The sequence below is a fragment of the Shewanella sp. Koi 1 genome, assembly GCF_052907445.1.
On the sequence record NZ_JBREJM010000001.1, the window covers coordinates 4393395 to 4413648 of the forward strand.

Below are 20254 nucleotides of genomic sequence, written 5' to 3' on the forward strand. Positions count from 1 at the left end.
AGGATAGATAATTAGGTGCCTGTTACAGCGTCTGAAAAAGTTGAGCAGTGGACGATATCCGCATCACAGCGGGTAATTGTTGACCCACTGCTAGATTGTTTAGTGCTTCTGACTGAACATTTTGGTAATCCATGCTCAAGTGAATCACTTGCGGCAGGCTTGCCTTTGTCTGGAGCGGTATTAACACCCGACCTGCTTCCTCAAGCAGCATCTCGTGCAGGGTTAGCAGCAAAATTATCTCGTAAGGGTTTAAATGAGATCTCGCCGATACTGCTACCCTGTATTTTATTATTAAAAGACAAGAAAGCCTGTATTCTGCGGGAATTGGACCTCGAATCAGATAGAGCAATCATCCAACTGCCAGAAACGGGCGGTGAAGAAAAACTCACCATTGAGTCACTTGAAACTTTGTATGTCGGCTATTTGTTCTTAGTCAAACAAGAATATCGTGGCGACATGGGGTTTGATGTCTATTTGCACGATAATAAAACCCACTGGTTAGTTCAAACCTTAAAAGACTCCGCGCCCATTTATCGAGATGCGTTAATCGCCTCGGTGTTGGTCAACATATTTGCCTTAGTTTCTCCCCTGTTTATTATGAATGTGTACGACAAAGTCGTACCTAATTTAGCTTTTGACTCCCTTTGGGTATTAGCGATTGGCGCATCAATTGCCTATTTATTTGACCTTGTTATGCGGCAACTTAGAAGCTACCTAATTGATGTGGCAGGGAAAAAAGTTGATATCATTGTCTCGTCGAAGCTATTTGCCAAAGCAATTGGTATTCCATTGGAAAAACGTTCCCCAAGCATTGGTGGTATGGCAAAACAACTGGGAGAATTTGACAATATTCGGGAAATTTTAACTTCAGCAACGATAACAACACTTGTCGATCTTCCTTTCGCACTCTTTTTCCTTATCGTGATTTATATTGTTGCAGGTGATTTAGCCGTGATCCCTGTCGTGGGAGGCTTGATCATTATCGGCTTTACACTTTATACCCAACCTAAATTAAAAGCGGCGATTGAAGAAGGTAATAAGTTTTCCAGCTTAAAACATGGGCATTTGATAGAAAGTCTTTCGGCGTTAGAGTCAATAAAAGCCAACGGCGCAGAAGGTATTGTCCAAAAAAGTTGGCAACAAATGATCGGCCATAGCGCTAACTGGCAATTAAGATCCAAAAAACTGTCTAACTCAGTCTCAAATTTCGCTAACTTTATTGTGCAATTTTCCGTTGTATGTGTGGTGATTTTAGGCGTTTATCGTGTGTCTGATAACGCTATTTCTATGGGGGGGATTATCGCTGCGGTGATGTTATCGAGTAGAGCAATAGCGCCAATGGCACAACTTGCAGGACTGATGACGCGCGCAAACCACACAGCCAGTGCACTACGTCAACTCAATGAGCTCATGGTGCAGGAAGATGAGTTTGAAAATAAAGGCCACTTGGTGAGTAAGCAGCGTTTAATCGGGAAAATTAATGCTGACCATGTTGGATTTAGTTATCCCGGCTCAGAAAAGCCAGTGCTTCACCCGCTCTCATTAACCATCAACCCAGGTGAAAGGGTTGCAATTATCGGTCGTAATGGCTCAGGTAAAAGTACCTTAGCCAAACTTCTCGTTGGACTGTTCCAACCCACAACCGGTAGCCTACGTTACGATGGGGTCGATTCGGCGCAAATTCATCCTAGCGATCTGCGCCGTAACTTTGGTTACTTACCGCAGGACGTCACCCTCTTCCACGGCACCATAAGAGATAACATTCTCTTTGGTACTCGCCAAGTGACAGAGCATCAACTTATCCGTGCAGTACAGCTTTCAGGTGTCAGTCAGTTCACCCATTTGGAGGCTGAAGGCCTAGATCAACAAGTCGGCGAAGGTGGTATGTCTCTTAGTCGTGGACAAAGACAAACCGTTGCCCTAGCTCGGGCGACTCTCAACGATCCGCCAGTATTGCTAATGGATGAGCCTACAGCCAGTTTAGATGCGAGAGCAGAACAACAGTTTATTCGCTCAATGCAAAATGTCAGCAAGGATCGAACCTTGCTATTAATCACTCATAAAATGCATTTATTACAATTAGTTGACCGTATTATTGTGCTTGAAAGGGGACATGTTGTTGCCGATGGTCCTAAAGCTGAAGTGTTAGAAAAACTCAATTTTGGCCTTGTAAATGGAGGCTCCAGACAATGAGTAAAAATCTAACGGCAAATGATTTAGACATGGTTGATGATGTTTACGGTGCCATGATGACCGATGCCCCAAGTGGACATAGGCTCATCATATGGGCATTAGCTGCCATGGTTGTGTGTTTTCTACTTTGGGCAGGTTTTGCCAAACTGGATAAGGTGACAACGGGTTCTGGGAAAGTTATCCCTTCTTCTCAAGTTCAAGTCATTCAAAGTCTTGACGGCGGTATCATGCAAGAACTCTTTGTGAGAGAGGGAGACATTGTCACTAAAGGGCAACCCCTTGTTAGGATTGATGATACCCGCTTTCGCTCCGATTTTGCCCAGCAAGAGCAAGAGGTCTTTGGCTTAAAAACCAATGCCATCCGAATGCGCGCAGAATTAGATAGCATTCTTATCTCTGATATGACTTCTGACTGGCGTGAACAAGTTAAAATTACCAAAAAAGCTTTAGTATTTCCCGATAGTATTCATGAGGCAGAACCCGCCCTAGTGAAAAGACAACAGGAAGAATATAACGGTCGCTTAGATAATCTGAGCAACCAACTGGAGATTCTGGTTCGTCAGATACAACAAAGGCAACAAGAAATCGATGACCTTGCCTCAAAAACGACGACCTTAACAACCAGTATGCAGTTGATTTCTAGGGAGTTAGAGCTTACGAGGCCTCTGGCTAAAAAAGGGATTGTGCCCGAAGTTGAATTACTTAAACTCGAACGCGCAGTGAACGATGCCCAAGGGGAATTAAACTCATTGAGACTGCTTAGACCGAAACTGAAAGCAGCATTAGATGAAGCAATATTAAAGCGCCGTGAAGCGGTATTTGTTTACGCTGCAGATCTTCGTGCACAACTTAACGAAACACAAACCCGTTTATCCAGAATGAACGAAGCACAGGTGGGAGCCCAAGATAAGGTTAGCAAAGCGATTATAACTTCCCCTGTAAACGGCACCATTAAGACTGTGCATATCAACACCTTAGGAGGCGTGGTTCAACCCGGAGTTGATATAGTTGAAATCGTGCCATCTGAAGATCAGTTACTGATAGAAACCAAGATCTTACCTAAGGATATTGCGTTTTTACATACAGGCTTACCTGCAGTAGTTAAGGTGACTGCCTATGACTTTACCCGTTACGGTGGTCTTAAAGGTACAGTAGAGCATATTAGTGCCGATACATCACAGGACGAAGAAGGAAATAGCTTCTACCTTATAAAGGTAAGAACCGAAGAATCGAGTTTGATAAAAGATGATGGCACAGAGATGCCAATTATACCGGGGATGTTAACTAGCGTTGACGTTATCACCGGACAAAGATCCATTCTTGAGTACATTTTAAATCCAATTTTAAGGGCTAAGGACACAGCGCTCAGAGAGCGTTAAGCCTGTTATAAACCGGGAGGTTTGCAATGAAGACTTTAGTAAGACGACAATTTCAATGTTCAAAAATAGCGGTTCTGCTGTCAGCTATCTTGCTTCCACTATCGGCTCAAAGCCAAACGCTTGAGCAAGCGGTTGCGCACACGCTCGATACCAACCCAGATCTACGAGTGGCGTTTAACCGATTCAAAGCAAGAGAAGAGCAAGTAAATCAGGCAATTGCTGGCTATATGCCAACAGTCGATCTCACTGGTGGCTATGGCTACGAGCAGACGGATAGCGTATCAACCCGTCGACGTCCAAACGTGGGTGATGTTGATAGCGATGGGGTTGCTGAACTCAACCGTGGTGAGTTTGGTGTGAGCTTAAAGCAAATGCTATTTGATGGCTTTTATACCAGCAGTGAAGTTGATCGTTATAGCTTTGAAGCCAGCGCAGACCAGTGGGCGCTTCTTGCCGCAGCAGAAGACATGGCACTTGATGTCAGTAAGGTCTACCTCAACTATCTGCGCACCGATGAAGTGCTCAAATTGGCTGAGAAAAACCTCAACAGCCACAAAGATATTTATGAGCAAATCAAACAACGTACCGATTCAGGTTTAGGCTCGACTGCGGATCTCTCGCAAATCACTGGCCGTCTTGCCCGTGCCAATGCGAACGTCATTTCTGCACGTAATAATCTACTCGATGCCAAAGCACAATTTATTCGTGTGATCGCGGCTGATCCTGTTGATTTGATCCAACCCGTACCGGATGCAGATTTACTGCCGAAAGATCTTAACTCGGGCCTTACCGACGCGCAGGAAAACCACCCGATTTTAAAATCCGCCGCCAATGATATTCGTGCCGCCGAGAACGAACGTTCGTCGGTGCAAGCAAGTTATTATCCACAAGTCTCGTTAGAGTTAAATGGTAACTGGAACAACGATGTGGGCGGTGAAGACGGCGTTAGCGCGTTAGCCAGCCAAAACGTTGGCGGTTACAACAACGATCTGGTTGCTATGGTGAGAGTGAGATACAACCTGTTCGCTGGCGGTAAAGATCTCGCCCGCGAAAAAGAAACAGCCTACAAGTTAGGTGAGGCCAAAGAAATCCGTCAACGCGCGCAGCGTGAAGTGGTTGAAGGCGTGAACTTAGCGTGGAACGCCTATGAAATGCTGGCCCCACAGAAACAATATATCCGCGACCATGTGATGGCTGCAAAAGATACCCAATCTGCCTACGCCCAACAGTTTAACTTGGGTCAACGCAGTTTACTCGACTTACTCGATACCGAAAACGAGCTGTTTGAGGCACGTAAAGATTACTTACAAGCCGAATACGATGAAATCATTGCTAAATATCGCGTACTCAACTCTACTGGACGTTTGCTTGACTCCTTAAAAGTCACTCGCCCAGAAGCATGGCGTGGTGAACGCAACTACGAGGGAGGAGCTAACCAATGAAAACCCTAATCCTATTTATGAGCGTGGCACTTTTAGCTGGTTGTTCCATGCGGGATACCGTTAATATTGAAGAAATGACCACGACTCAGGCCTATGATCTGTCCGACAAGGATGGTGATGGCGTGATTGAAGCACGTGAGCGTTGCAACGACACCGCCAAAGGCGCAGGTACGGATAATTATGGTTGCGGTCAAGTAAAAGCGATTAATGAGCGTAAGGAAATCAATGTATTATTTCCAAACGACTCAGCTTATATTGCACCTGAGTACTATCCACAGATTGAAGAAATTGCGATGTTTTTACGTCAATATCCCACGACTAAAGTGACCATCGAAGGTCACACTAGCCGCACGGGGACAGATGAAAGAAACGCCGTACTTTCTCAAGAACGTGCTGATGCCGTAACAGCTGTGCTAGCAGACCGCTTCAGTATCGACAGAGCTCGACTCACAGCCATTGGCTACGGCTCTAGCCGCCCATTGGTACTCGAGCATACGCCTGATGCTGAAACCCGTAACCGCCGCGTAGTCGCGGAAGTGACTGGTGATGATACGACGACAGATATGAAATGGACGATTTACTCTGTCGATGAACCCACTAAATAAAGGCTAACAGAATAGGCTATGAACGGCAGGCTAAGGGATTACAATTCGTTTTTGCGGGCCTGTCGCTTAAGCCTAATCGCGTCTGCGCTTGCGGTCGGCTGTTTATATGCCAGCCCGACCCAAAAGCTGGATGAAGCCAAAATTACCTCAACGCTGGAGAAGCGTTATGGTGAGCGCGCGGGCATGCGTGCAAGAGCTTGGTTTAAAGTGGTGGCAGAAGCCAGCACGCTCGACGAAAAAGATAAACTATTAAAAGTGAACAACTTTTTTAACTTATTCCGCTTCGTCGATGACATCAAGTTATGGGGAGAATCAAACTACTGGGCGACTCCAATGGAGTTTATTGGCGTAAATGGTGGCGACTGTGAGGACTTTTCCATTGCCAAATATTTCACGCTACTCCAATTAGGCGTGCCCGAAGATAAGATGCGGATCACTATGGTTAAGGCCACGAGCGTGAATCAGTATCATATGGTGTTGGCTTACTATGACACCCCTTCGTCAGTCCCTTTAGTTCTCGATAACCTCGACCATGTCATTAAACCTGCGACTCAGCGTAAAGATCTCATCCCTGTTTACAGCTTTAACGGTAAACAGTTATGGCTAAATAAAGAACAGGGACGAGGTGTGTTAGCAGGCTCGTCGACACGACTCGAAAAATGGAATGACCTTAACCATAGGTTAGGGGTTGACCGACTCAGGCAGCCCAAATTAAAACTGGAGTAGCACCAAAGATGACACTGTTTAGACAGATATATTCGCTGCTTTTTAGCCTGTTCTTGCTGGTTGTTGCAAGCCTTGGCTATGTGCAATTTACTGAGACACAAAGCTTTTTGACCAAGCAAATGGAATCGGATCTAAACAATACCAGTACCTCGCTTGGACTCATGCTTACTCCAGCACTGCAAGCAGGCGATACCGCCGCAGCCGAAACCTTAGTCAATGTGATTTTTGAGGGCGGCTATTACAAGAACATTAAGCTGACCTGGATGGTTGATGGCAAACAACAAGAATGGAACAACCCACTCAAAATTGAAGACGTGCCTCAATGGTTCATCAATCTCAATCTATTTAAAACCATCAAAAAAGAAAGCACTATCACCTCAGGATGGTTACAGCTCGCTCAGCTAGAAATTACCGCGCACCCAGGTTTTGGTTACCATGAATTGTGGCGAATTATGTCTAATACCATTATCGCCTTCTCATTACTCTTTTTAGTCGCCATTTTTACCGCGAGATTGGGCTTAACTTGGATCTTAAAACCACTGCATGCCTTATCTGATCATGCCAAAAAGATTGCCGCCCGCCAGTTTGGCCCCGATATGCCGCTGCCTAAAACCACTGAACTCAAGGACTTGGTTACCGCATTCAACAGCATGTCAGCCCAGCTCAAGCAATTGTTCCAATCACTCGATGAAGAAGTCGGCTCTTTACGCAAAAAGAACCTCACCGATCCCGCCTCTGGGCTGCCTAATCGCCAATATGTGGTCAGTCGCCTCAATGGTTGGCTAAGCGAACCGAGCAGTGGTGCCCTATTCTTAGCTAAGCTCGACTGGCTCGAAGAAGTACACAGCAAATATGGCTATCAAGTTCGGGATGAAACCATTCGCCTATTAGCCGAAAAACTGGTTCAGCAACTCAATGAGATCACCCCATCCGTGGTGGCGCGTATTGCCGCGTTTGAATTTGCTTTCCTCGTTACCGATGTCGAGCACGATCAAATCAGTAAGTACCTGCAAACCCTGATCCGCACCATCAACCAAGAAATCTCTAAAGCAGGCTGTAAGCCCAATGAGAACTTTGCCATCGGTGTCGCTGAACGCATCGGTCAGATGAAGGTGTCAGATATTCTGGCGCAGGCGGATAACGCGCTGCAAAAAGCCCTGAAGGAACATAAATCCTTCCATTGGTTCGAAACAACAGAGCAACAGCTGTTTACCCGTGAACAGTGGCGCGACAACTTAAGCCATGCCATCAGCAATAAGAAGTTTAAGTTCCGTTGGCAGCCTATCCAGTTTTGTAATGGTGATGGTGTCGCCCAGCGAGAGCTTTACTGTCAACTTGAGTTGGGTGATAAGGTGGCCCACGCTGGCCAGTTTATGCCCTATATTGAACTGCTATCTCTCGGCTCTCTGCTCGATAAGTGCCTGATTGAGACAGTGTATGAGCAAAAACTACTTGAGCGTAACTATGAGCCACTGGCAATCAACCTGACACATCAAAGTATTAGCGATACCCAGTTCCATGACTGGCTCAATCACTTCCTGCGCAGCATGCCACAGGTCGAGCGCATCTGCTTTGAAATCCCCGAAGCAGGCGTTTACAGCGATTTAGAGTCCTGTGTGCTGTTATGCAATATTATTCGTGATAATGGCGCTAAATTTGGTATCGACCACTTTGGTCGCCAATTTGGCTCAATGTCGTACCTTCAAGAGCTCAGACCAAGTTACGTCAAGCTCGACCAATCCTTCTCCTACTATGACGAGGCCTCACATAATAGCGAGCTCTGCCGCGCCATTATCAATGTCGCCAAAGGATTGGATATTCAGGTGATAGTGACAGGTATCCAAGAAAAAGCGCAGTTAGAACGCTTTGATGAGCTTAAAACTGACGCCTATCAAGGCTTTATCGTTCCGCCAGAGAATATCGACTAAGTCGAATATCTTTGTATTAAGGCTCCTACGGGAGCCTTAATTATTTGAGCGGGGAGAATCACTTGGGGCATCACAAACTATGAAGTGCAATAACGACTGCTCGCAAGGCTTAAACAGAGGTATACAGCAGAGAGACAGATACAAAAAAGCCCCAGTGATTCCTAAGGAATTCTGAGGCTTCAATGTAATTGGTCGGTGATAGAGGATTCGAACCTCTGACCCTCTGGTCCCAAACCAGATGCGCTACCGGACTGCGCTAATCACCGTAACTGTTAACTATTTGCCTGAAAAATCAAGCGCGCTAGTTATGCGAAGAATGTGGTCGGTGATAGAGGATTCGAACCTCTGACCCTCTGGTCCCAAACCAGATGCGCTACCGGACTGCGCTAATCACCGAGATGTTAAATGAAATGGGGTGACTGATGGGGCTCGAACCCACGACAACCGGAATCACAATCCGGGACTCTACCAACTGAGCTACAATCACCACTGAATTTCACTTTACTGCTAACCTCAAGCTCACAACTCATTCGGAGAGATGGTGCGCCCAAAAGGATTCGAACCTTCGGCCTCACCCTCCGGAGGGGTGCGCTCTATCCAGCTGAGCTATGGGCGCTCGCCTTGGTTAGCGCCGCATATAGTATGGACAAATAGTCTTTGAGTCTATAGCTGTTTTGCACTTTTTTTACTGACTGCTCAAGTTTTGATACATTAGCATGCTTTTTCAGCGAAAACACAGTTAAAATATGACTTGGATGTTACGGTATTTCGTGCTAATTATAACGTTTGGCAACAATTAACGCAGAACTGATTAGTGAGTATCATGTTTAGGGATGAAGATGAAACTACCCAACCTCGAGCTTCTGAGCTTGAACGCTTAAAAAAAAGACTTAATCGCCTTAAATATTTGGCGCATAAGTACAAGCGGGCGGAAGTCGTTCAAAATGCGTTACTCGAATTATCCCATATTGCCACTCAGGTTCCTTCCCTCGAAGAATTCTATTTAGGGGTTCACCACCACCTAAAAAAGCTTATTTCTGCCGATAATTTTTTTATCGCTACTCTCGATATCAATACCAACACCATTTCGGTTCCCTTCTTTGCCGATGAAAAAGATGCCCATCCTGCCCAGCTTTATCCCGAGCAATCCCTATCAACGCTGTTGCAACAAGGATTAACAGGTTACGTTTTTCGCACAGGAAAAACCCTACTATGCGATGAATCCAAGGTTGAAGAGTTGGTCGAAGCAGAGGAAATCGTCAATTTAGGTTCTCCTTGTCACCTTTGGCTTGGAGTGCCCATCAAGCATGAAGGCATAGTCACTGCCGTACTGGTAGTACAAACCTATGATACTAATGTCAGTTACGGCGATATCGAAGTCGAGTTAATGACCTTTATTTGCCACCACATTGCCGGCGTGATGGAAAGGCTTAAACATCAAGAACAACTAGAACAAGCCATTCAGCAACGTACCAAGGAGCTCAGCCAAGCCTACGATAAACTCAAGCAAGAAGTGTACGAGCGACGTAGAGCTGAGCGGCTGCAAAAATCATTATTTGAAATCGCCGAGCTGGCGAGTTCTGGCTCTGATAACCCTGATTTCTATGCTCAGTTGCATAATGTTATCCGCCATCTTATTCCAGCCAATAACTGTTATATCGCCCTGCTCAATGAAGCGGGTACCCACTTAACCTTCCCATTTTATGTTTCCCAATTAGGCAACCAACACCCAGGAACTAGGCCACTACAAGATGGGCTGACGGAGTATGTGCTTAAACACAAGCGCCCATTGCTCTTGGATCAAAATGACATTAATGGCTTGATTGCCTCGAAAGAGATTTATGCTAAGGCGCCAGCCTTAAATCACACTCAGACAATGCATCAATGGATTGGTATACCTCTGTTTATCCATGATGAAGTCCGCGGCGCGCTGACGATTTATAGTTTTAGCATGACCCAAAACTACCAAACTAAAGATTTGGAGTTATTGACCTTTGTCTCGCAGCATATTGGGGCTGCCATTGAGAAAAAGCTTGCTGCGGAATCATTACGCCGTAGCTACGAAGATCTGGAAGAAAAAGTCGCGGCGAGGACCACTGCCCTCGCCGAGCTGAATAAGGATCTTGAAAAAGAAATCCGCCAGCGCCGCAATATGGAAGCCAAACTTGTCCATGATGCTAAGCACGATGCGCTCACAGGATTACCAAATCGTGCGATGTTTATGGAACGCCTCAATCAGGCTATCAAACATGTTCGCCGCCATAGCCTAGAACAGTTTGCCCTGCTGTTTATCGACCTCGACCGCTTTAAGCAGATTAACGATACTATGGGGCATTTGGAGGGCGATAGATTCTTAATTGAAACCGCCACTCGCTTACGCGGCTGCATCCGTAGCAACGATACCTTGGCGAGACTCGGTGGCGATGAGTTTGTTATCCTGCTCGATACCATCAATGGCATCAACGATGCCCGTGATGTGGCCGAACGGGTCATTCAAAAAATCTCACAATCCTACAAATTAGGTGCTGTTGAATTCCATTCAGGAGCCAGTATTGGGATCACCATTAGCGGTAATAAGCTGGATACTAGTGAGTCCATGCTACGTAATGCCGACACCGCAATGTACCAAGCCAAGGCGAATGGCAAAGGTTGTTATGTCATTTTTGACGATAGCGCGTCACAGCAAAAAATCCAGGATATTGCCTTCGAGAATGATTTTAAACAGGCGCTGCAAGCAGAGGAGTTACAACTCAATCTTCTCCCAATTGTTGATTTACAGACTCTACAACCCCATGCTTTTGAGTGTCGATTAATTTGGGAGCATCCCGTATGGGGAAGTATTCCGCACGAAGTTTTAAGCCAATTAGCTGAGCAAGCTAACCTCATGGTTGAGTTGGATAAGTATGCAATTAACTTACTGAATAAGCATTATCACCAGCTCGTTGTGAGCCATGGAGATAACCTTGATTTACACCTTATGCTTTCCAGTCAACATCTTAAACACAAGCATGTACTTCGTGGTCTTAAAAATGCGCTCAAACAAACTCAGCTTCCTCTCCCGCAGCTATGGTTATTTTTTAATGAAAAAGCCTTAGTTCAAGAAACAGAGAACCACATAAGCGGCTTTGAATTATTAAATAAGCAGGGGGTTAACTTAGGGATTAGCCACTACGGAAGCGGCCACAGTGCGTTAAACAGTTTGTTATTCCTCCCTGTAAAAGGCTTAAAGCTTGATGCGAATATCACGAAACAACTGCAAGATGAACAACACATAAAGCTGATGTCTGCCTATCAGAAGGCGGCCTCAACCTTAAACTTACAAACCTTTGTCGACGGACTTCAGCACCCTGAGCAAATCAATATATTCAATGCACTAGGTTATCGCTTCGGCCAGGGTAGTGCCATAGCCCACCCTTTTACCTTAGTGGAAACCCTGCATCAGGTTTGCGCCTAAAACTGCAATTACATGATTAATTAAGACTTCTTAAACATATCTCTTAAATTCGAGATATGGCTGCGCCCGGTCTGCATTCGCTCTTGCTCTGTTTGCTGTGGCTTACGGTTTTCCCAAATAAGGTCATCCTGCGGTAACTCATGCAGAAAGCGGCTCGGCTCGCAGCGCATAGTTTCACCAAACTGGCGACGCTCACGACAGAGGGTGAACCATAGCTCACGTTGTGCCCGCGTTATCCCCACATAGGCAAGACGACGTTCTTCATCAACATTATCTTCATCTATGCTGGTTTGATGCGGCAGAATGCGCTCCTCAACCCCCACCATAAACACGAAGGGGAATTCCAGCCCTTTAGAGGCATGCAGCGTCATTAATTGCACCTGATCGCCGCCTTCATCTTCGCTGTTACGCTCCATCATATCTCTAAGCGTTAGGCGGTTAACCACTTCCGGCAAGGTCATAGGTTCATCTAATTCATCCCCAGAGAGCATTTCCGTCACCCAGCGATACAGCTCGGAAATATTTTTCATCCGCATTTCGGCAGCCTTAGCACTGGTACTGGTCTCGTATAAATAGTCTTCGTAATTAATCTTACGGATCAATTGTTTTACGGCTTCAACCGGTTCGCCCCGCTCGGCATGCTCGCCCGTATCGACAATAAAGCGGCCAAATTGATACAAGGCCGACATGGCATTAGGTGGTAAATGATGATTCAGCTCAGGGTCAAAAATCGCCTCGAACATGGAGATATGTTTCTCGTTGGCAAAGTTACCCAAACGCTCCAAGGTGGATGGACCAATACCCCGTTTAGGCAAGTTAACCACCCGTAAAAAGGCGTTATCATCGTCGGGATTTACCACCAGTTTAAGGTAGCCCATGATGTCTTTAATCTCGGCTCTGGCAAAAAACGAAGTGCCGCCGCTTAGCTTGTAAGGGATACGGTTCGTCATCAACGCCCGCTCAAGTAGGCGAGACTGGTGGTTACCGCGATACAGAATTGCGTAATCACCAAATTGGGTACGGCCGACAAATTTGTGGCGAATGATTTCGGCGACCACGCGCTCGGCTTCTTGTTCCTCATTGGCAGCAAACAGCACCCGCATCGGCTCGCCGTAGGCTAATTCACTAAATAGCGACTTATCGTACACATGGGGATTGTTGGCGATAAGAATGTTCGCCGCCCGCAAAATGCGTTGGCTAGAACGATAATTTTGCTCAAGTTTAATCAACTTAAGCTTTGGGAAGTCTTTGCCCAACAGCACTAAGTTCTGCGGCTTAGCACCACGCCACGAATAGATGGACTGGTCATCGTCCCCCACCACGGTAAAACGCGCGCGCTCGCCCACCAGTAGCTTGACCATTTCAATTGGGAAGTGTTGGTATCCTGATATTCGTCCACCAGCAGGTATTGGATCTTGGTTTGCCAGCGCGTACGCACTTCTTCATGATGGCGTAACAATAGGGTTGGCAGCAGAATTAAGTCATCAAAATCCAAAGCGTTATAAGCTTTCATATGCTGGGCATAGCGTTGATATAACAGGGCGAACAACTGCTGCTGTTCATCCTTTGCCAGCTTGCGCGCTTGGTCGGGAATAATCAGCCCACCCTTCCAGTTGGAAATTGCCCCCGCAAGAGCTTTGAGTAAATCTTTATCTTCCTGTAATTCTTTTTGAGTCAGCTCTTTAAGGAGCGCAAGCGTATCTTGGTCATCGAATAACGAGAACCCAGGCTTTAAACCCAGCACTTTATGCTCACGTTTTACAATCTCAAGACCTAAGGTATGGAAGGTCGAAATCCATAAACCTCTAGCCTCTTTACGCCCCATAGACTGTGCGACCCGCTCCTTCATCTCGCGCGCCGCTTTGTTGGTAAACGTCACTGCGGCGATATTGCGGGCATTGTAACCACACTTTTGCACTAGATAGGCAATCTTGTTGATAATTACCCGCGTTTTGCCACTGCCCGCGCCCGCTAATACTAAGCAAGGCCCAGAAACATAATGAACGGCATCATTTTGGGCAGGATTGAGTTTCATCGTCGCGCAATATCCAAACAAGTCTTCAGAAGGGGGATGGGATCATATCAGAAGCTAAGGTTTTAAGGCCAACAAATCCCCTTGCAATCGTTATCACACCGCCGTGACAAAGCGCGCAATCGTGGCGATGAGCACGGCCCAATCCGCGGCTTTACTTTTGAAAGCTAACGTACTGAGTTACAATTCATCCATTCAGCAAAGAGGCGGACAAGATTATGATCAATCCAAAGAAAATCGAAGAAATGGCGAAGCAACTGAGCGATAGTTTGCCCAGCGGTCTTAAGCAATTTGCCGGTGAATTTGAAGAGCGCAGCAAGCAAGTGCTGCAAAATCAATTGCTCAAGTTAGATCTGGTTTCCCGTGAAGAATTTGAAGTACAGCAGCATGTACTACTGAAAACCCGCGAGAAGTTAGAAGCTCTGCAGGCGCAAGTTAACGAGCTTGAGAAAAAGCTGAACGCCGCGGACTAACGTATAATGCATGTTTGAAAGAGCACAGTTAGCGATAGCGCAGCTGTGCTTTTTTGTTTTTAACACTTCAAGCATTGAGTCACTTAGGGAAATCATGCAACAACTCGCCAGCTATATCCGCGCCATTCAAGGCTATCCAAGCCCGGTTTCTGTGATAAGCCATAGCCAAGAGCAGCACAGTTATCAGGACGATAATGCTGAAATTTGCGAATCCTTAACCCTGTATCACTTCGACAATGGGGTTGTGGTCAGCCTATTAAGCGAGCAAGATACCCAGACAGATGAGTCAGACACGGTTTGTGCCGATTATTGGCTGAGTTATCGCGTCGTGACGGCCGATATGGCGATTTCGCCGCAGCAAAAGTCCTTTAGTAATCTCTGCCAACAAGGCTTTTGGCTTAAAATGCAGCAAGGGCTTACCGAGTGAGAATAATTGTGGGCGCCAAGACTTAAGCGCTCGAGTTCGAATCGTCAGGGAAGAAGACAATGGATACCGCAAGCACCACTTTCTATCAGGACTATCTGCTTTGGGGATTGTTACTCCTTGGCGGCCTGCCACTGCTCAGTTATCCCTTTGTGGTCCTCGCCAGCCTGATGGGGCTTGCCAGCCGTACCACGATTAAAGTGCACTGGTTTTACCGACTGATGAATAAAAGCTTTTTGTGGGGAACCCTAGCTTATCCCTTAGTGTACATTCCCTGCTATTGGCTCGCGCGCGGGGAAAACAGTTCATTATCCTTAGGTTATGCCGCCCTGCCACTGATCTTTTTGGCATTGCTGTACCTGTGCTTTCGCTGGATGGATGTACCAACCAAAGACAAGCCTTCAGATAACAACAAAGCTCCCGATTAGGTCTTCTGCTGCCGTGCGTATTTTTGTTTAAATGCCTTATGGTTAGCCTTCACCAGTTTCCAACGGCTACAGCCATTAAAGCGCGCATACTCAGTGACTGCCGCCTCAAATGCCGCACAGAAGTCATCATCCATGCCGCTAAATCCCTCTTCTAAGGTCAGCTGTTGTAATAGCAGTAAACCGCTTTGCCGCTCGGCTTTCACATCAACACGGCCAACAAAGCGGTCACGCCACAAAATTGCGAGGGAGTAATAGCCATATTGGCGTTTTTCGGCGGGCACATAGACTTCAATTTGATAATCAAAATCAAACCATTGCTTTAATCGTTGCCGCTGAATTAATAGATTATCGAAGGGATTGAGTAGCCAGACTCGGTTGGGCATCGCAGCGGTTATGTGCAGCTCGGGGCGATAAAAATACCATTGCCCTTCGGCCTTAAAGCTTGCCAACTCACCCTGAGACTGCATAGCGGCTAATTGCTCAGACACGTGCGCTTTTATACCTTTGCGCAGATAAGCGATTTGTGCCGCTGAACCAAAGGCATGGGCATCGAGATAACGCTCAATCAAGTGGCGAGCAAATTCGCTCTCGCTCGGTGCTTTGGTATTGATATGACTAGGCAACACACGTTCCGTCAAATCATAGCACTTTTGAAATTTCTCCCGCCTCACCACCATTAGCTCGCCGCGCATAAACAACTGCTCTAGCGCCTTTTTGGCGGGTTTCCAGTCCCACCAGGCGCCGTTTTTACCTTCGGTATGTTCAAAGTCACTAGCCTTGAGTGGCCCTTCGGCGCGAATGCGGGCGCACACTTCCTGCATCACCTTATCGTCTGGCTCGAACCAATGTTTGCCGCCATTTTGTAGCAGCTGTTTACGCTGCAAACTAAAACGGTAGTCGGCGATGGGTAAATAGGCCGCCGCATGGGACCAGTATTCAAAAATCTCCCCCTGTGCCAGCGCAGTATCTAGCATCTGCGGTTGATACTGCGGCATCCGGCTATGCAACACATGGTGATGTGCCCGCTCGACCACATTGATAGAGTCAATTTGCACATAACCAAGGCGGCTAATCAGCTCGCTCACCGACGAGTGAGGTTGCAGTAAACCTTGCTGCTGCATATTCAGCTGTAACCACTCGCGGGGTGAAAAAGGGCTCGACATGCACTCTCCAAAGGTACTAAAAGCGAATAGCTATCTCAAATGGATCCCCTTATCGGCTAAATATCAAAGGGATAGCTGTCTCACTTTTGTCGTATATTTCGCAAACTTGGCGCCAATTTGCCAGCTTGCCGACAACTTCGGTTAACATAAGGCATTTCCTGGCTAAGGGCTATCGCTTTACCTCGAGGCGAGCGATGCACTCTCCAAGGTTAGCCCCTCATTAAGGATTGATGAATGAATATCTATTACCGCGAAGCCAAACTCTGCGGCCGCAAAACTGGCAATGGCACTAAGCTGCCATTTTTGATGAATATGCTGTACTCACTCGCTGAAAAGAATGGCGATTTACAACCTTTTGCCATAGAGGATATTAAGGCAGTCCTGTTTAACCAGCATCAATCGATTGGCTGCTCCATCAAAGCACCTTTGCCCATAGTCTCTTGGCGTAACGAAGCCATTTGGTACGAGCTATTCAAAGGTGAAGCGCCTGTATATCTACCCCAATGCATTACTTTTACCAATGGTGCCATCGACTATGCGATTGTTGTGGTTGGCGATGAGTATGAGCTACGTATTTGGCCTGACGCCAATAATCGTGAGCGTGAAAAACACCAATGGTTTTCACACCACGCAGCCGTGTATTCGGAAGAAACCGACATCTTTAAGGAATGTCTTGAAACCTTACTCAAACATATCCGTAAGGAAGATGACTTTGAGGCAAAACACCCCAAGTTTGGCAAAAAGCCCCGAGCCGCGACCTAGGATTTAGCTCGAATCTGGGCGATTGCCATAATTTTGCCACTATTGATCAGCAACTTGCCCGCAACTTCCGTGGGCAAATCTGCTTTAATACCCGCCGTAATATCGAGTTAGCCCAACAGTATGCAATGGCGACTCGCGCGTATTTCATAGGGAATGAAATCCATGTTTAACATTATTTTCTGGGTGCTCACGTTACTGAGTTTGGCGCTGTTTGGCGGCGCTATCTATTTAGTGGCGCGCGCACTCCTTAAAAAACTCAATCGTGATCAAGGAACCGATATGTCAGCACAGGAACAGCCTGCCACAGCAAAGGGAGCGGCATTGAAAAACACCACGCTATTAAAAGCCTTAACTATTGGCATACTGTCGATTGTGGCCTTGCTACCGCTTGGGATCATCATGGACATGACGTCCGATCGCGAAGCCCTGTACCACAGTGTGGTCGATGAAATCGGCCGCTCATGGGGCGAGCAACAAACTCTCTCAGGCCCAGCGCTGGTGATCCCCTACAGCTATTTTGTGATGCAGGAAGAAGTCAGTAACGACGGTAAAACTCGCCACGAAGTGAAACGCACCTATCAGGACGAGCTGGTGATCCTGCCGAAAAAACTCAGCCTCGATTTAGATTTAAAACATGATTTTCGCACCCGCGGCATTTACCAATCTCTGGTATATAACGCAGCACTTAATGGGCAGGCTGAATTTCGCTTAAACCGTTACGATATTCCTAACCTTATTGCCTTCGATAATCAAAATGCCCGCTTAGTCTTTGGGGTGTCATCGAATCAAGCAATTGATAAAGTAGAAAAAATTGAGGTGACAGGCGAATCAGTCTTACTCTCTGGCTCACTGATGTCGGGCACAGGCCTGACGACTGGCGGTCTAGAGAAAGGTTTTAACCAAGGGATCCAAGTCGGCGAAGCGAGTGATTTTAGCGTGAACTTTGCCATGACGCTGCGCGGCTCACAGTCGATTAGCGCCCTGCCATTAGGCGAACAAACCCTGCTGAATATCCATGCCGACTGGCCACACCCGAGTTTTAAAGGCTTACTCCCGGCAGAGCGCGAAATCACTGCTAATGGATTTACTGCCAGCTGGAATATCAGTCACTTAACCCGTAACTATCCGCAAGAATTTATTAAGAGTAACCAGTCGACACTCACAGAAGTCGTGGCCAATGCCATGCTGTTTGAACCTGTGACCCATTACGGCAAGATTGAGCGCTCAGTCAAATACGGCCTGCTGTTTATCGTACTGACTTTTATCATGTTATTTATCTTCGAGCTGGGTCAAAAGACCAGCCTGAGCACAGTGCAATACATGCTGGTTGGCAGCGCCATGGCCCTGTTCTACCTGCTGTTATTATCACTCTCGGAGCACCTTGCCTTCCTGCAAGCCTATTTGATCGCCGCCTGTATTCCAGTGTTGTCGGTATCCGCCTATGTGGGCAGTGCCACCGCCAGCATTAAGCGTGGCGCGATTGTCGGCACTATGCTGGTGAGCTTGTATGCGGTGCTGTACTCAATACTGCAACTAGAAGATTACGCCCTACTGATGGGCACTGGATTGTTACTGGTAGTGTTACTGATTTTGATGTTCGTGACCCGCCATCAACCCAAGAATACGGTGCAATAGCACCTACCGCTCCACCCTTGAAGACCCCCGACAGCGCACTTTTTGCTGTCGGGATTTTTTTATTGGCAAGCCCAAACGTGGCATGTAGCCTATGTGGTTTACTCGGAGGCGAATATTTTGACTCATCCAGCCTATCTTCTACGTCGTTTAGCCCTTGTCTGGTTACTGTTGGCAACCATTCCAAGCTTACTGTTACTCACTCAAAATCAATTATTTCCGCTGATCGACCTGCAATCGCCCTTAGCCAAAGCCTTATATTGGCTCACCACCACAGGCACGGCGCCCTATGGAGTGGCGACCGTGTTAGTGGTACTGGCACTCGCCTATCGCTATATGCCAAAAGCGCTGTTTATTAGCCTGTTTTTAGCCATTAGCCTCAGCCAAGTCATCAGCCTGAGCACCAGTCATACCCTTAAAGCCTTTTTTAAAGAGCCAAGACCGAACCTAGTGTATCTGTCCGACCAAGGCCTCCCAGAGGAAGCACAACTCAATCCACACACTTTTTATCAATTAGCCAAACCTGAGCGTTCACAGGCCATCGCCGAGGCACTAACCGAGCTACATACCATGGAGCCCGAGGTCAAACTCGCCCCTAACATTCACCAACATTGGGAGGATGAAATCGGTTATTCCTTCCCCTCGGGTCACACGATTTTCGCAGTCACCTTAGTGCTCACCGCCAGCTATTACTTGCTACTCGCGGGTTTGCCGCTATTTGCCAACGCGTTATTTACTTGGGGATTATTGATGGGCCTCAGCCGCATGTTACTCGGCATGCACTGGCCGCAGGATGTGCTCTTCTCCACCGTACTCGCCGCCATCATTAGCAGCTTAAGTATATTTTTAGTGGAAAAGTTCAGGCCAAGAAGTAAAGAGCAGCCCGACGGTTCAAAAACATAAAACTAGCTCAAGGGCTAATTCAGTGCGACAGGCGGCATCTGCAACTTATGTAGATGCCGTTTTTGTTAGGATGAACCTTAGCGACCAATCACTTCAGCTATGCGTAAATGCCACAACATCCGTTAACAGCAATATGACCAAGACAGCTGATATAAAAAGCGCCATCACACCAATAATCAAATGACTGTATCTTGCGAGGAACTTGTGTTCGATAGCGGCTTCAGGGTGTTGGATAGGCACAGATAAGCTCACCTTATCGCCTATCTTCGGCCCAAAGAGGTTGTAGGCATGCTCGTTGTAATTCATCAGCGCGCCACAGGTATAGCGCTGCCCTCGCCAAAAATATTCAATCACCGGATTAATAAACACTTGCCGCTCCCTAAAGTGCTCAGGCTCGTCGCTATATCGATGATTCTCTTGCAGCGAAACAACTATCCCTTCAACCAGCTCATAAGCTAACAGTTGCTCTTGCCTAAATCTTAATATCCCACCAATCCCAATCAGCCCAAGCACCAAAGAAAACCAAGAGATTAACAACAGCCCGCCAATATCCTCGAAGACAAATGCGCCAATAATCACAGCAGGAATGGATAGGATAAAAACGAGAAACAACATTAATTTGTGCATTTAACACCAGAAAAAATTGAGCGAGAAACCATTAAGATTGAATTCTATTTCCCTGTTAATAACTTATAAAGGGCTTATCAAGG

Annotated in this window: 15 protein-coding genes, 4 tRNA genes and 1 pseudogene; 13 read left to right on the plus strand and 7 right to left on the minus strand. The window is 46.7% G+C overall.

Going from position 1 to position 20254, the window contains the following annotated elements; translation table 11 throughout:
- Positions 1-15 precede the first annotated feature (15 nt).
- The 6 genes from ACUZ8J_RS19285 to ACUZ8J_RS19310 are packed head-to-tail and all read left to right on the plus strand — an operon-like array spanning position 16 to position 8273.
- Positions 16-2193 (plus strand): type I secretion system permease/ATPase, encoded by a 2178-nt coding sequence (locus tag ACUZ8J_RS19285; protein WP_047535309.1) that lies wholly within the window; start codon positions 16-18, stop codon positions 2191-2193.
- Positions 2190-3572 (plus strand): HlyD family type I secretion periplasmic adaptor subunit, encoded by a 1383-nt coding sequence (locus ACUZ8J_RS19290; RefSeq protein WP_037423406.1) that lies wholly within the window; start codon positions 2190-2192, stop codon positions 3570-3572. Before ACUZ8J_RS19285 ends, ACUZ8J_RS19290 begins: the two co-directional genes overlap by 4 nt.
- A gap of 26 nt (positions 3573-3598) precedes the next feature.
- The gene (aggA, locus tag ACUZ8J_RS19295; RefSeq protein ID WP_446694675.1) at positions 3599-5014 is read left to right on the plus strand and encodes a type I protein secretion system protein AggA; all 1416 of its coding nucleotides are present in this window, start codon (positions 3599-3601) and stop codon (positions 5012-5014) included.
- Entirely contained in the window at positions 5011-5619 is a 609-nt protein-coding gene (locus tag ACUZ8J_RS19300) for an OmpA family protein (RefSeq protein ID WP_086904751.1), read from the plus strand. The genes aggA and ACUZ8J_RS19300 overlap by 4 nt, the downstream gene beginning before the upstream one ends.
- Positions 5620-5637: 18 nt before the next feature.
- Complete coding sequence (locus ACUZ8J_RS19305; RefSeq protein WP_011621185.1) at positions 5638-6345, plus strand: transglutaminase-like cysteine peptidase; 708 nt, start codon at positions 5638-5640, stop codon at positions 6343-6345.
- An 8-nt stretch (positions 6346-6353) separates the two neighbouring features.
- Positions 6354-8273 (plus strand): bifunctional diguanylate cyclase/phosphodiesterase, encoded by a 1920-nt coding sequence (locus ACUZ8J_RS19310; RefSeq protein ID WP_374919846.1) that lies wholly within the window; start codon positions 6354-6356, stop codon positions 8271-8273.
- Positions 8274-8462: 189 nt separating this feature from the next.
- Here ACUZ8J_RS19310 and ACUZ8J_RS19315 read toward each other — a convergent pair.
- The 4 genes from ACUZ8J_RS19315 to ACUZ8J_RS19330 all read right to left on the minus strand — a co-directional run bounded on the left by ACUZ8J_RS19315 (position 8463) and on the right by ACUZ8J_RS19330 (position 8889).
- Positions 8463-8539: transfer RNA gene (locus tag ACUZ8J_RS19315), tRNA-Pro, on the minus strand.
- A gap of 53 nt (positions 8540-8592) precedes the next feature.
- Positions 8593-8669, minus strand: a tRNA-Pro gene (locus ACUZ8J_RS19320).
- A gap of 15 nt (positions 8670-8684) precedes the next feature.
- Positions 8685-8760 (minus strand) — tRNA-His (locus ACUZ8J_RS19325).
- 52 nt (positions 8761-8812) lie between these two features.
- Positions 8813-8889, minus strand: a tRNA-Arg gene (locus ACUZ8J_RS19330).
- A 207-nt stretch (positions 8890-9096) separates the two neighbouring features.
- Between ACUZ8J_RS19330 and ACUZ8J_RS19335 the strand changes: the two genes are divergently transcribed.
- Entirely contained in the window at positions 9097-11727 is a 2631-nt protein-coding gene (locus ACUZ8J_RS19335) for a sensor domain-containing diguanylate cyclase (RefSeq protein WP_282633559.1), read from the plus strand.
- Positions 11728-11747: 20 nt separating this feature from the next.
- Here the strand turns inward: ACUZ8J_RS19335 and rep are convergent.
- A pseudogene (gene rep / locus ACUZ8J_RS19340) lies at positions 11748-13762 on the minus strand (DNA helicase Rep).
- Positions 13763-13977: 215 nt separating this feature from the next.
- Here rep and ubiK point away from each other — a divergent pair.
- The 3 genes from ubiK to ACUZ8J_RS19355 all read left to right on the plus strand — a co-directional run bounded on the left by ubiK (position 13978) and on the right by ACUZ8J_RS19355 (position 15084).
- Positions 13978-14232 carry a ubiquinone biosynthesis accessory factor UbiK gene (gene ubiK / locus ACUZ8J_RS19345; protein ID WP_011621181.1) on the plus strand — a complete coding sequence of 85 codons (255 nt, stop codon included), beginning with the start codon at positions 13978-13980 and terminating at the stop codon, positions 14230-14232.
- A gap of 94 nt (positions 14233-14326) precedes the next feature.
- Entirely contained in the window at positions 14327-14659 is a 333-nt protein-coding gene (locus tag ACUZ8J_RS19350) for a hypothetical protein (RefSeq protein ID WP_446694676.1), read from the plus strand.
- 59 nt (positions 14660-14718) lie between these two features.
- Positions 14719-15084, plus strand: a complete 366-nt coding sequence (locus tag ACUZ8J_RS19355) for a hypothetical protein (RefSeq protein ID WP_446694677.1) — start codon at positions 14719-14721, stop codon at positions 15082-15084.
- Here the strand turns inward: ACUZ8J_RS19355 and ACUZ8J_RS19360 are convergent.
- Positions 15081-16247, minus strand: a complete 1167-nt coding sequence (locus tag ACUZ8J_RS19360; protein ID WP_446694678.1) for a winged helix-turn-helix domain-containing protein — start codon at positions 16245-16247, stop codon at positions 15081-15083. The two genes, ACUZ8J_RS19355 and ACUZ8J_RS19360, sit on opposite strands and share 4 nt — an antisense overlap.
- A gap of 234 nt (positions 16248-16481) precedes the next feature.
- Between ACUZ8J_RS19360 and ACUZ8J_RS19365 the strand changes: the two genes are divergently transcribed.
- The 3 genes from ACUZ8J_RS19365 to ACUZ8J_RS19375 all read left to right on the plus strand — a co-directional run bounded on the left by ACUZ8J_RS19365 (position 16482) and on the right by ACUZ8J_RS19375 (position 19544).
- Entirely contained in the window at positions 16482-17009 is a 528-nt protein-coding gene (locus ACUZ8J_RS19365; RefSeq protein ID WP_446694679.1) for a hypothetical protein, read from the plus strand.
- A 162-nt stretch (positions 17010-17171) separates the two neighbouring features.
- Positions 17172-18644: a cell envelope integrity protein CreD gene (gene creD / locus ACUZ8J_RS19370; RefSeq protein ID WP_446694680.1), complete on the plus strand. Its 1473-nt coding sequence runs from the start codon at positions 17172-17174 to the stop codon at positions 18642-18644.
- Between the two features lie 117 nt (positions 18645-18761).
- Entirely contained in the window at positions 18762-19544 is a 783-nt protein-coding gene (locus ACUZ8J_RS19375; protein ID WP_446694681.1) for a phosphatase PAP2 family protein, read from the plus strand.
- Positions 19545-19637: 93 nt separating this feature from the next.
- On the opposite strand, the gene ACUZ8J_RS19380 is transcribed toward ACUZ8J_RS19375, so the two are convergent.
- Complete coding sequence (locus ACUZ8J_RS19380) at positions 19638-20159, minus strand: hypothetical protein (RefSeq protein ID WP_446694682.1); 522 nt, start codon at positions 20157-20159, stop codon at positions 19638-19640.
- Positions 20160-20254 lie beyond the last annotated feature (95 nt).